11 protein-coding genes are annotated in these 13,145 nt (G+C 39.8%); 8 read left to right on the plus strand and 3 right to left on the minus strand.

The window, feature by feature from the left end; genetic code table 11:
- The first annotated feature begins 492 nt into the window (after positions 1-492).
- The 6 genes from ABJD64_RS23765 (at position 493) to ABJD64_RS23790 (ending at position 6,307) form a co-directional block, all read left to right on the plus strand.
- Positions 493-1,671 (plus strand): acetyl-CoA C-acyltransferase, encoded by a 1,179-nt coding sequence (locus tag ABJD64_RS23765; RefSeq protein ID WP_348181354.1) that lies wholly within the window; start codon positions 493-495, stop codon positions 1,669-1,671.
- 130 nt (positions 1,672-1,801) lie between these two features.
- Complete coding sequence (locus tag ABJD64_RS23770; RefSeq protein ID WP_348181355.1) at positions 1,802-3,112, plus strand: toxin-antitoxin system YwqK family antitoxin; 1,311 nt, start codon at positions 1,802-1,804, stop codon at positions 3,110-3,112.
- 72 nt (positions 3,113-3,184) lie between these two features.
- Complete coding sequence (locus ABJD64_RS23775) at positions 3,185-4,129, plus strand: phosphoribosylaminoimidazolesuccinocarboxamide synthase (RefSeq protein ID WP_348181356.1); 945 nt, start codon at positions 3,185-3,187, stop codon at positions 4,127-4,129.
- A gap of 20 nt (positions 4,130-4,149) precedes the next feature.
- Entirely contained in the window at positions 4,150-4,527 is a 378-nt protein-coding gene (locus tag ABJD64_RS23780) for an STAS domain-containing protein (RefSeq protein WP_348181357.1), read from the plus strand.
- A 42-nt stretch (positions 4,528-4,569) separates the two neighbouring features.
- Entirely contained in the window at positions 4,570-5,484 is a 915-nt protein-coding gene (locus ABJD64_RS23785; RefSeq protein ID WP_348181358.1) for a ribonuclease Z, read from the plus strand.
- A 7-nt stretch (positions 5,485-5,491) separates the two neighbouring features.
- On the plus strand, positions 5,492-6,307 hold the full coding sequence (locus ABJD64_RS23790; RefSeq protein WP_348181359.1) for a queuosine precursor transporter: 816 nt from the start codon (positions 5,492-5,494) through the stop codon (positions 6,305-6,307).
- Between the two features lie 136 nt (positions 6,308-6,443).
- Here ABJD64_RS23790 and ABJD64_RS23795 read toward each other — a convergent pair whose 3' ends face one another.
- The gene (locus ABJD64_RS23795) at positions 6,444-7,532 is read right to left on the minus strand and encodes an o-succinylbenzoate synthase (RefSeq protein ID WP_348181360.1); all 1,089 of its coding nucleotides are present in this window, start codon (positions 7,530-7,532) and stop codon (positions 6,444-6,446) included.
- Positions 7,533-7,619: 87 nt separating this feature from the next.
- Here ABJD64_RS23795 and ABJD64_RS23800 point away from each other — a divergent pair, with 87 nt between their 5' ends.
- Positions 7,620-8,840 (plus strand): S-adenosylmethionine:tRNA ribosyltransferase-isomerase, encoded by a 1,221-nt coding sequence (locus tag ABJD64_RS23800; protein ID WP_348181361.1) that lies wholly within the window; start codon positions 7,620-7,622, stop codon positions 8,838-8,840.
- A 78-nt stretch (positions 8,841-8,918) separates the two neighbouring features.
- On the opposite strand, the gene ABJD64_RS23805 is transcribed toward ABJD64_RS23800, so the two are convergent.
- A complete protein-coding gene (locus ABJD64_RS23805) occupies positions 8,919-9,728 on the minus strand; it encodes an ion transporter (RefSeq protein ID WP_348181362.1) in 810 nt (269 codons plus the stop codon).
- Positions 9,729-9,955: 227 nt separating this feature from the next.
- Between ABJD64_RS23805 and ABJD64_RS23810 the strand changes: the two genes are divergently transcribed.
- Positions 9,956-12,685: a two-component regulator propeller domain-containing protein gene (locus ABJD64_RS23810; RefSeq protein ID WP_348181363.1), complete on the plus strand. Its 2,730-nt coding sequence runs from the start codon at positions 9,956-9,958 to the stop codon at positions 12,683-12,685.
- 5 nt (positions 12,686-12,690) lie between these two features.
- Here ABJD64_RS23810 and ABJD64_RS23815 read toward each other — a convergent pair whose 3' ends face one another.
- The gene (locus ABJD64_RS23815) at positions 12,691-13,137 is read right to left on the minus strand and encodes a DoxX family protein (protein ID WP_348181364.1); all 447 of its coding nucleotides are present in this window, start codon (positions 13,135-13,137) and stop codon (positions 12,691-12,693) included.
- Positions 13,138-13,145: the final 8 nt, after the last annotated feature.

Here is a 13,145-nt window from a genome sequence, read left to right on the forward strand (position 1 = left end):
ATCAACTCGCCCAGACATAACATTTACTCGTTGAAATCAATTTTTCACTCGGTGAAACACAAATTCCCCTGGTTCGGCGAAATCAATACAAAATTTCATAGTGCCACTGATGCTAAAAATAAGGCAAAAAGAAAGCCTGCAAACAGCTTTCCAAGAATGTACTCGTCGTTTGCAGGCTTAAACCAACCTAACCTGAAAACAAGATACCCCATCAAAAATTCATCTCCACATTTAATCGTTGAGTACCCCTCAGTTTTCGGTGAATGCGAACTTTTTATGGATACGAGCGCTTTTCATTCAAAGAATATTCGGAGTTACCTGAGTTTCTTTCTTAAAACTATGGATATCAAACTGCCAGATTTGATGATAATTCTGTGGGGTTGACTTTCTTTAGAAGACTATTCTTATTTAGCCAAATAAAGAAGTTTATTGTCCTTAGAATCGGTCGTCCTTTTTATTTTTACACTTATAAAATATTAACCCAGTACGAACATGCAAGAAGTATATATAGTATCGGCGGTAAGAACGCCAATCGGAAGTTTTGGCGGAGGCCTATCTAGTCTTACAGCTACCAAATTAGGATCAATAGCCATCACCGGTGCACTAGAAAAAGCAGGTGTAAAGACCGAACAAGTTGATGAAGTTTTTATGGGCAATGTGGTTTCTGCAGGGCTCGGGCAAGCACCAGCCAGACAAGCAGCCATTGGCGCAGGTATTGGCTATAATGTACCTTGTACTACTGTCAACAAAGTTTGTGCTTCCGGAATGAAGTCTGTCATGCTGGGTGCCCAAAGTATCATGCTTGGTCACGCAGATGTAATAGTTGCCGGTGGTATGGAAAGCATGTCAAATGTACCCTTTTATGTACCCAAGGCACGATATGGTTACGGCTATGGCCACGGACAATTGCTCGATGGCTTGATGCACGACGGGCTTTGGGAGCCTTACCATCAATTCCCCATGGGTAGCTGCGCAGACAACACAGCGAAGGAGATGAACATCTCAAGAGAAGCGCAAGATGAATTTGCCATCAACTCTTACAAAAAAATTGCCGACTCCGTAGCACAAGGTTATTTCAAAAATGAAATTGTACCTGTTGAAATTCCTCAAAGAAAGGGTGATCCTGTCGTAATGTCGGAAGACGAAGAATACAAGAATGTCAAATTTGAGAAAATACCTTCATTGCGTCCAGTATTCAACAAAGACGGTTCGGTGACCGCAGCAAACGCATCTACTATCAATGACGGCGCGTCAGCACTAATCCTGGTGAGCAAAGCTAAAATGGAAGAACTGGGGTTGACACCTTTAGCAAAGATTAGAGGATTTGCAGATGCAGCACAAGAGCCACTATGGTTCACCACCGCTCCTTCTTTGGCTATTCCGAAGGCGATGAAGCATGCGGGCGTAGAAAAATCAGAGGTTGACTTTTACGAAATCAACGAGGCCTTTTCTGCTGTGGCTTTAGCCAATATTAAAGAATTGGAATTAAATCCTGACAGCGTGAACGCCTTTGGTGGGGCAGTGGCATTGGGTCATCCACTTGGATGCTCGGGTGCCCGAATCATTACCACCTTAAATTCTGTACTTGATCAGAAAGGTGGTAGCATTGGTGTAGCCGGTATCTGCAACGGCGGGGGCGGAGCATCAGCTATTGTGATAGAAAAAGCATAATAAACAAGGCAACCAAACGTATAAAGACTTTAGATTTGAGGAAGACTCAGATCTAAAGTCTTTTTATTTAATGTTGGTTTGTGAAAACACGATCCAAAGATTTTTGTCTTTAATCAGCTTGAAAAGTTAAATGAAGTTTGTTATCAGTCTTTTACTGTCAGTTTTTGTCCTTGTCCAAGTGGCGGCACAGGAAAAAGTAAAGACTTATTATGAGAATGAAGATCGATCACTCAAGGAAGAATACTTTATTGTACAAAAGGACACTGCGGTCCTGGAAGGACCTTACAAACAATATAGCATTCAAGGTCAGATAATCGTGACCGGAACATACTCCAATGGTAAACGCGAGGGTGAATTTTTCAATCTTTATGAAAACGGTAAAACACAACGTCGAACGACCTATCAAAACGGACTGAGACAGGGCACGACAGAAGTATTTGATATTGAAGGAAATCTCATTCAGCAAGGAAAATTCAGGAACGATTCTCTAATAGGGGAGCTGGTGACCTATTACCCCAATGGAAAAGTCAAAAATACCACTGGATTTAAACTTGGTAAACCAGACGGGCTGGTGAAAGAATATTATTCAACAGGTATTTTAAAAGAAGAGGTCAGCTACAAGAATGGCAAACAGCATGGACTTAACACTACTTATTATGAATCCAGCACACCGAAATCGAAGATAAACTACACCTATGGCGTGATCGATGGGATCATGATCAGCTACTACCCAAATGGCAATATCGATACTGAAGCCAATCAGTCCAATCATTCGCTTCAAGGCGAATACAAAAAATACTACCCGAATGGTCAGATTAAAACCCAGGGACGTTATGAAAATGGTATGCGCAATGGAAAGTTCACCTCCTACTATGAGGATGGAAGTCTCGAAAAGGAACTGAACATTGTGGATGATAAAATGACTGGCGGTAATTTCACCTATTTCCAGGATGGCCAATTGAAAACCAAGACCAACTACGGAAACGAAGAGAAAAACAGGACAGTCGAAGAGTACAATCAGGCTGGAGTACTGATAGCCACCCGCCAGTACAAGGACGATTTCAAGTCAGGCGCATGGAAATATTTCAACTCTAAAGGGGATCTCTCCATTAAGGAAAACTATGAATTAGGCAAGTTAGAAGGCAAACGGACGCAAAATGATGATAAGGGAAATGCAGTACGAGTAGAAAACTACGAAAAGGGCAAAAAACATGGCCAAACAACTATATTCTTTAGCAATGGCAAAAAGGCAGAAGTATTGAATTATAAATTTGATCGGCTCGATGGTGACTATATCAAATACTACAAATCTCAGGAACCGGAAATAGAAGGTCAGTACACTCGCAATGAAAAAAATGGCGAATGGCTCTTCTACGACAAGAAGGGGGGGGTGGTAAAGAAAGAAGTTTATAAGTTTGGCAGTTTGCTCCCATCGAAATAAAACCAATCAAATCCTTTAGAATATTTCTCTCTTCGTCGAAATGACATTTACGAATTTGCTTACTTTTGCGACATGACAAAAGGGCTAAAATCTACCAAATACGAATTCGAAGGACAGACAAAAAAATACACCGGCAAGGTGCGCGATGTATATGAGTTTGAAAATCAGTTGGTAATGGTGGCATCAGACAGAATTTCGGCTTTTGATGTGGTACTTCCAGAGCCAATCCCATACAAGGGTCAGGTATTAAATCAAATCGCTGCACGGTTTCTTGAAGCGACGTCAGACATAGTACCCAATTGGGTCGAATCCGTACCGGATCCAAATGTAACCGTAGGCAAACGCTGCAAACCTTTTGCGGTTGAAATGGTCATCCGAGGATATCTCGCCGGTCATGCTGCGCGAGAATACAAAGCAGGTAAAAGAATGCTTTGCGGGGTTTCTCTTCCGGAGGGCCTTAAAGAAAATGACAGATTACCGGAGCCTATTATCACACCATCAACAAAGGCTCAAGAAGGTCACGATGAAGATATTTCGAGAGAAGAAATTCTGGCGCAAGGTATTGTCGAAGAAGGCCACTACATACAGCTGGAAAATTATACCAGAAAGCTATTTCAGCGAGGAACAGAAATGGCCGCTGCACAGGGTTTGATTTTGGTGGATACGAAGTATGAGTTCGGTCTTTATAATGATGAAATTATTTTGATAGACGAAATACATACCCCAGACTCATCAAGGTACTTTTATCAGGACACTTACCAAAAGCTTCAGGATAACAATGAACCACAAAGGCAACTTTCGAAAGAGTTTGTCCGTCAATGGTTAATCTCCGAAGGTTTTCAAGGCAAAGAGGGGCAAACTGTACCAAATATGTCCGAAGAAAAAGTTACCTCCATTTCGGAACGCTACATTGAGCTTTTTGAGAAAATCACAGGTGACCCGTTTGATAGGGTACCAACAGAAAACATCGAGGCCCGCATTCAGTCGAACATCGAAAAATCGATTAAATTACAATAGAAGAGATTAAACAAAAGATTATGAAGTTTACATTAGACAGACAAGAAAAATACAATACACTGAAGGTTGATGAGGAAAAGTTAGATTCCACTCTTTCTCCAGACCTAAAATCAGAATTCCTGACCATCCAGGGCCAGGGCATCAAAAACATCATTGTAGATTTGTCTGATGTGAAATATATCGATTCGTCCGGATTGAGTGCTATTCTTGTCGGCAATAGAATATTCACAGAAGCCAGCGGATCATTTATACTTACCGGCGTATCAGATCACGCCATGAAATTGATTAAGATCTCTCAGTTGGATAGTGTGCTCGACATTTTGCCAACGGTTGAGGAAGCAGTAGATGCTGTATTTATGAACGACCTCGAGCAAGGTTTTGAAAACGGGGAAGACTAAGTCTTCCTTCCCGCCTAACCTTATTACCTAAACCAACGCTTATTGTCATTTTCATTAAAAATATTGGGTTCCAATGCGGCCATTGCAGCGCATCATAGGCACCAGACATCACAGCTGCTTACTATGATGCAAGTGCCTTTTCTCATCGACTGCGGAGAAGGAACACAACTGAGACTCAAAAAATTTAAGATCAAATCGCAGCGGATTGACCATATTCTTATCAGCCATTTGCACGGCGACCATTATTATGGCTTGATGGGACTGATCTCATCACTCCATCTCTATGGGCGAACAAAGGAACTGAATATATATGCGCCTCCCGGGTTGAAAGAAATCATTTCAATTCAACTCAAATATTCTCAGTCTTCATTGAACTATAAAATCAATTATCGAGAATGGATCCCCGGGAAAAGCGAATTATTGTTTGAAAATGTGAATTTAACCGTGCACTCATTCCCATTAGACCATCGTATTGATTGCTCCGGCTTTTTATTTCAGGAAAAACCTAAGAAAAGAAGAATCAAAAAAGGATTACTTGAGAAGAACATTTCCCCACTGAAAATAATAGCGCTCAAAGACGGAAAAGATGTATTGGACGAGGATGGCAATGTCTTATTAGAAAACAGAAAATACACCATGGAGCCTGCTGCTCAGTGTTCATATGCCTACTGCTCTGACACTAAATACACCGAAAGCATTCTGCCTTATATAAAGAATGTTGATATACTCTATCATGAAGCTACCTTCATGGAAGATATGAGAGAAAGGGCCGAAACTACTTTCCATACAACGACCAGGCAAGCAGGAGAAATTGCAAAAAAAGCAAGCGTGAAAAAGCTACTTATAGGACATTTTTCAACACGCTACAAGGAACTGGAGCCCATGCTGGAAGAAACAAAAAGTGTGTTTGAAAACTCCTCGTTGGCTTTGGAAGGTGAAACTTTCACTGTAGAATAGTAAATGTATGAACAGTCCTAATTCTCAATTCATTAACAAAAAGACAAACTTGTTCCTTGTGCTCGCAGGCATATTCATTACCAGTGCGCTGCTAGCAGAAATCGTAGGAGTAAAGATATTTTCTGCGGAAAAAACAGTGGGAATAGAGTCTGCGCAGATCAAGCTATTTAGCGACTATATACTTGATTTTAATCTTACCGCCGGAGTAATTTTATGGCCAATAGTTTTTTTAACAACAGATATCATCAATGAGTATTTTGGAAAGACTGGAGTAAAAAAGATCAGTTTTCTTACTGCTGGCTTGATCTCATTTGCGTTTTTAGTCATTTATATTATTACCATTCTCCCGCCGGCTGATTTTTGGATGGGCATTTACAAGACTGACCCTGACGGAAATGCATTCAATATCGACTATGCATTCAAAGCAATTTTCAGACAGGGACTTGGAATAATAATTGGTTCATTGATTGCTTTTTTGATTGGACAACTGCTTGATGTATTTGTTTTTCAAAAGCTCAGAAAATGGACAGGCTCTAAGATGATATGGCTCCGGGCAACTGGATCCACATTAATCTCTCAGTTCATTGACAGCTTCGTGGTTCTATTCATTGCGTTCTACCTATTAGCTCCAGACCACACGCAATGGCCTTTTAGTCAGGTGCTGGCAGTAGGAACCATCAATTACATCTACAAGTTTGCGGTGGCTATACTCTTGACTCCCTTGATTTATTTGGGGCATCACCTGATCGACGGGTACCTTGGAAAAGAAAATGCTGAACTCTTGACTGCGGAAGCAGCAGAATCCAGCAAATCCCTAATATAGAATGCAAAAATCTTTCTTAGGTGGTTGTTGCTTTCTCTGTTAATAAACGAACCTAGTTCACTTAACAGGTAGAAATTGCGAATAAATTTCATCAAATTCAAAATATTTCGATCAATTAGCAGTTTCAGCAGATCAATCAAAATCCCAAGTCTCCATAATCCCAGCTCAATGTCTTATTGTAGACAATTTGGTCTTCTTGTATAGCAAGTGGTGAGTGAATGTTGTTATCAAACAACTGGCCTGTCCCTAATCCTTGATGACCCACATAATTATATTCAGCTGTGAATTGACAAATGGCATTCAGGCCAATATTAGATTCAAGGGCTGACGTGATCCACCACCCAATATTCTGAGATTCCGCAATTGCTATCCATTCTGCAGTAGCTGCAAATCCACCAACTAATGATGGCTTGAGGATGATGTATTGAGGTTTGATGTCCTTCAGCAAATTGATTTTTTCTCTTTTGTCAAAAACACCTATCAGTTCTTCATCAAGAGCAATTGGTACCTGAGATTTTTCACAAACCAAACTCATCGCTTCCGGTTGCTTCGGCATAATAGGTTGCTCTATCGAGTGCAGGTCGAATGAAGTCAAACGTTCCAATTTTTTGAGCACCTCTTGCGTGATAAAGGCACCATTGGCATCTACTCGTAGAGTCAATTGATCAGCAGAATATTCGGATCTGACATAACTCAGAAGTTCACATTCAGTTTCAAAATCTATGGCACCAATTTTCAATTTAATACACTTGTATCCCTGCTTTATCTTTTCATCAATCTGCTCCTTCATAAAAGATTTATCTCCCATCCAAATCAAACCATTGATTGGTATTCCCTTTTGGGTGTTGAAGAAAGAATTATCAAATATCTTAAACTCACCTCCGTGCAGGAGGTCAAGAAGAGCAGTCTCCAGGCCGAAGCGAACTGCCGGACGATAAGCAGAGACCAGTTGATTTACAAGTTTATAAATATCCTCTGTACTATTAGGTAACTCATGTCTAGACAATTCACCCTTGAGCTCTTCCAACTCAGTTGCAAAATCCACGCTGTAGTCAAAGCTAAGTCGCTCTATAGTACTTACTTCTCCAAGTCCGTATGTGTTCGAGTTCCCCTTAGTATATACCTTTAAAATCCAGGCTTCCTTAGTTTGAAGCACTCCACGTGAAGTGCCAGCAGCAAACTTAAAATTCAATACGTGTTTCTTATATTCAAGAACCAATCCCATATCAATATTTTATTTGGAATAAAATTAGACATTCACGCCACATTATAAGGAGAATATTAGAATTTTGACCTTTAAAACTTAAAATGCATGGCTTCTGATTCCATATCTCTGGAAAAATACCTCTACCAACTTCCTGAAGAAAGAATTGCCAAACATCCATTGGCGAATAGAGATGACTCCAAATTATTGCTATATCAGGACGGTCAAATACATCACAAAAAATTCAAGAATGTTACCAATTTGGTACCTAAAGATTCGCTACTCTTCTTGAATAACACTAAAGTTATTGCGGCACGCTTATTCTTTAAAAAAGAAACGGGTGCCCAAATTGAAGCGTTTCTGACTGAACCCATACTTCCTCATTCTGAATTTCAAAAAGCGCTAAAGGCAAAAAAAATGTGCGTGTGGAAATGTATGATAGGAAACCTTAAAAAATGGAAGGACGAAAATATTCTCTCTTTAAGGTTGAACGACTGTACTCAAATCAAAGCCAAACTGATAGATAGGAAAAACAACCTTGTAGAGTTTTCCTGGGATACAGATCAGGAATTTTTGGAAATAGTAGAGGCAGCCGGACATGTACCCTTGCCGCCCTATCTCAACCGGGAAGAAGAAGCCGAAGACAAAGATCGCTATCAAACTGTTTTTTCCGAACTGGAAGGAGCTGTGGCTGCTCCCACTGCTGGCTTGCACTTTACCGAACAGATACTTAGCGAATTAAAAGCCAAGGGAGTACAACAAGATCATGTAACTCTCCATGTCAGTGCAGGAACTTTTCGTCCAATAAAAGACGCAAATTTTAAAGACCATGACATGCATAATGAACGAATCATCGTTCATCGAAAAAATATTGAAAACATTCTCCAGGCTAAAGGGCACATTATTCCTGTTGGCACCACAGCCTTACGTACTTTGGAAAGCCTGTATTGGTATGGTGCGAAATTAACGAAAGATTCAAATGCTTCATTCAAAATTGAAAAGCAAGACCCATACAAAGCTCAATATCAGAACATCTCTTTGACAGCAGCAATGGAGGCCATTTTGACCAAAATGGAGAAGGAACAGATAAATGAGTTGCGCGGTGAGACGGAGATTTTTATATACCCCGGATATAAATTCAGAGTCGCAAGTGGATTGTTCACCAACTTCCACATGCCTGCCTCTACACTGATTTTGTTGGTAGCGGCATTTGTAGGGGAGGATTGGGTCAAAATATATAATGAAGCGCTTGAGAATGATTATCGCTTCTTGAGCTATGGTGATACTTCACTGTTGCTTTCTCAGGATGAAAACTTTCAGTCGTCCTAAATCGTATAATAAACTAATTTTCCTAGTTTGATTTTAAGATCCCGTCGTCCCGATAGCTATCTGGAGGATGGGATTTTTTTATTTAGACCGATTTACCAGTTCATCTATCTTTCTACTCAATTGTTCAATTTGTTCTTGTGATTTTCGGTGTTCACTCATGATCATATCAACCATTTTTGCTTCATCCTCTTTTGCATCTTGTATATGCAGTTCATTCATAGTGTTTACCACAATGGCTATAAAGATATTGAGTGTGGTGTAAGTAGCGATGAGGATGAATGGAATGAAGAAAAAATAGGCATATGGCGTCACTTCCATCATGGGTCGGGCTATACCGGACGACCAACTTTCTAATGTCATGATCTGAAAAAGAGTAAACATAGACTCTCCTATACCTCCAAACCATTGCGGGAATGCATCCCCGTACAAATTGGTAGCCAACACCGCAAATATGTAGAAGACAGTGATCAAGAGAACCATAATCCACCCAATACTAGGAATAGACTTAATCAAAGCTTCAATAATTACACGAAGCTTTGGTACATTTTTTATCAACCGAAGCGTTCTGAGAATTCTGATGGTCCTAAAGACTGAGAAGGAGCCAGCAGCGGGTATAACCGCTACAGCTACAATAAGAAAATCAAAGACATTCCAGGCACTCTTAAAAAACCTGAAGCCAAAGGCGTATATCTTTAAAATCACCTCAATAACAAAGATCCCCAGAATAATATTATCCAGCTGATCAAAAAATATTCCGTAGCTATTCATCCATGACCTGGATGTTTCCATTCCTATGGTAATGCTATTAATTATGATGAGCGTAACAATAAAATTTTGGAATTTTGAGCCCTCTAGAAATGCTCCAAGTTTTTCCCGGTGATTGGCCATTTTTGTATTTCAGATACTAATTTTTAAAAAGTTTTGCAAATATAGAGGACACGACAGACTGCCTACACTTTTTATATTAAATAATTGATAAAATTATGGCTGACTAAGTTGAATATTGACAGCCCTTGGTATTTATATTATTATACAAACTATTAGAAGGTTAATATTCCTGAACGTTGCTATATTTGACTATAAAGTGTAGTTATACCAAAGCTAATCTTATGATTATGTCCACCTTGAAAAATACATTGCTTCTGCTTTTATTGTTTATTTTCCAATTTGGCTATGCTCAAAAAGGTGACTATTTGTTATCTCACTACACACTGGATGTAGAGGGTCTTGACAATCTCAATTTTGAGCTTAAAGTCAATAACGATGGTCAGCTTTGCATTGCTAATCGCTCAGGAGTGTTGCTATACGAAGGAAACAATTGGGACTTCGAATCAACACCTAGTGCCGCACTATCGGTGGATTTTGATTCACTTGGCGTTATGTATGTAGGTTGCGCCGGAGATTTCGGAAGGTTTGGGTTTGAGGCGGGTCAGTATAAGTTCATTTCCCTGAACCCCAATAAGTCAGACGAAAGCCTTTACTTTAAAACTGTGGTAAAAGACACAAGCGTCTTTTTTATCAGTGAGAGTGATGTGATTCGCTACCATAGCAATCAAAAGAAATCCTACCTTACCTATCTCGAAGATCCTGACGAATATTTCACCAATTTATTCGAAGTAGACGACCAGATCATGGTTCAAACCAACAAGAAAATCTATCGTTACCATGACGATAGCCTTTTGAGCGACTATGATTGGAAACTGCCAGAAAATGCCGAATTCCTTTTTTTTGATAAGCATCCCACGCGTAAACAATATGTAGCAGGTACCACAGACAATAAAGTATACATTTATAGAAATAAGAAATTTTATGAATGTAAAATGTCTAAGTTCCTTATCAAGGAAGAGTCCTTTGTAAATAATGGTGTTTGGGTTGACAAAGACCATTTCGCACTTAGTACGCTAGAAGACGGCATCATTCTCTACAGCAACCGCAACTCCAAAATTGTGGATGTCATCAATCATGATAATGGCCTTCCTGATAATGAAATTTACACCATTGGCCGGGATCATGAAGGAGGACTTTGGATTTCTCATGAGTTTGGATTGTCCAGACTGGAAATTGGAGTTCCTTTTAGAAGTTTCACTAACTACCACGGTCTTGAGGGAAATCTCAAAGACATTTTCTGGTTTGGCGGGCACCTTTATGTCTCGACTAGCAAAGGCGTATTCTTCTTAGAAAAAAAGCAAAACTATAAAAACACAGTCTACTATGTACCGGTAAAAGGTAGTGCTGCTCAGAAACCCACATCGACTAGTACAAAAAAAACCAAGAAGGGCATGAGCTTGTTTGGGAAGAAAAAAGGACCTACTTCGGGTAAATCTTCTAAACAAACCCGATCCGTGAAATATGTGCGAAAAGTAAAAAAAGATCTGATAAATTCTGGATATGAGTTTACCAAAATAGAAGGAATCGAAGCCAAATGTGAGAAGTTTATTAGGTATCAAAAGAAGCTATTGGTGGCCTCAGCAAATGGGCTCTATGAGATCAAAAAGGAGTACGACAAAAAAGCCAAGGAATATGTGCATGAAGCTGAATTAGTAGTGCATGAACCTATTCGTTTTACGTTTATTGAGAACCATGAGGGACGCCTCGTAATTGCCAATCATTATAATGAAATCAAACTCTATACTCACGAGGATGAAATCTGGGTTGAAGAAGATCAGATAGATTTTCATGGAGAACTCGTGCTTAGTGCTCTTCATCAACACAATGGAATTACCTGGTTTGCCACCCCAAGTCATTTGTATAGATATGACTCGCTGTCATCCACGTACCATGATTTCCGAGAATATAAATATCACAATCAATTTATTGACGAGGTGCGCATTGCAGCTATTGACAATCAGCTGTATCTAATCAATTCAATTGGCTACTTCTATTTAGACGGAGCTAAAGACAAAATCTTTGAAGATACTACCCTAATGAAAAGAATAGGCCGTCCTATAAAACACTTGCAAGAGCATGGCGGAAAAGTCTGGGTAAATAATGGAGAAAATTGGTATCAAATCAATCGAAATAAATCAGTGATCAAACGAGAGATATTCGGGCTATTTCCAGACATGTCGCTAATCACCAACTATAGAGACAATATTTGGTTAATCAATGACTCTCGTGAATTGCTAAAATACTATCCCAGCCAGGATGATTCTTTGATTTGGAGCAATCACATGTATTTCAGGGAAGCCAAGAGCAACAAAGGGGACGTAAACATCAACATTCACGGGCCTATGGCATTTGAACACGATGAAAATTCATTTTATTTTGAATTGGCCAGACCTGATTACCGAGGCCTGCTTCAGGTAGAATATCAGCATAAACTCAGCGGCCAGGTTGATAAATGGTCAGAATGGACTACCAATAATCAAATCAACCTCAATTATTTACCCCCAAATAATTACACCCTGGATATTCGATCAAGAGATCACTTCGGTCAGATTCAGGAATTAGAATCGGTAAAGTTCGTTATCAACCCTCCCTACTGGCAAACCTTATGGTTTTATGGCTTACAAATTCTATTTATGACCGGGCTGGTTGTGGGGTCAGTAATCATGAACCGAAAGGCGCAGCAAAAATATGTGATCGTAACTGAAGGACTGACCATCCTTACAATTGTTATGGTTATTGAATTCCTTCAAACTGTGGCGGGTGGCACCCTGGGTATAGAAAGTACTCCAGTAGTCGATTTTGGTATAGATGTGGTCATTGCACTTTGTGTTTTTCCTCTGGAACAAACGCTAAAAAAACTAATGAAGGTAAGCAAGCAAGGACCGGGGCTAAACGGTAAGGCATTCTTTGATTTGTTCAAATCTTCTAAACCTGCCACCGCAACAGTTAAATCATAACGTTGTCATTTCATGCGCTCAAGTAATAGACGGTCTATTGAGAATCTACCGGAACCTCCGATCATGATAATAGTTGCCAGACCAATGGCGAGCAAATGAAACTCAAACCCCTCTCCTCGAGGCTCTGAATACCAATTCATAAAAAAATGATTATTGACCACAAAATAGATGGCTCCTAACATGACTAATGCCAGGCTGCCGGCCATAAACCTGGAAAAAAGACCTAGAATGAGCGCTATCATACCAAAAAATTCTGCGCAAGCTACAAGAAAGGTAAGGTAAGAAGGTATTCCAAACCAGTTATTGAAAGCGTCCATAGTAGCCGGCAATCCGTGTCCTCCCCAAATGCCGAGTATTTTCTGAGCACCATGAGGCAATATAACTGCGCCAAGCGTAAACCGTGCTATTAGTAGGACCCAGCTATCTTCTGTTTTTAAAAGTTTTTTGAGCATAAAAAAGG

The sequence above is a fragment of the Reichenbachiella sp. genome, from assembly GCF_039944555.1.
Classification (GTDB): Bacteria; Bacteroidota; Bacteroidia; order Cytophagales; family Cyclobacteriaceae; genus Reichenbachiella.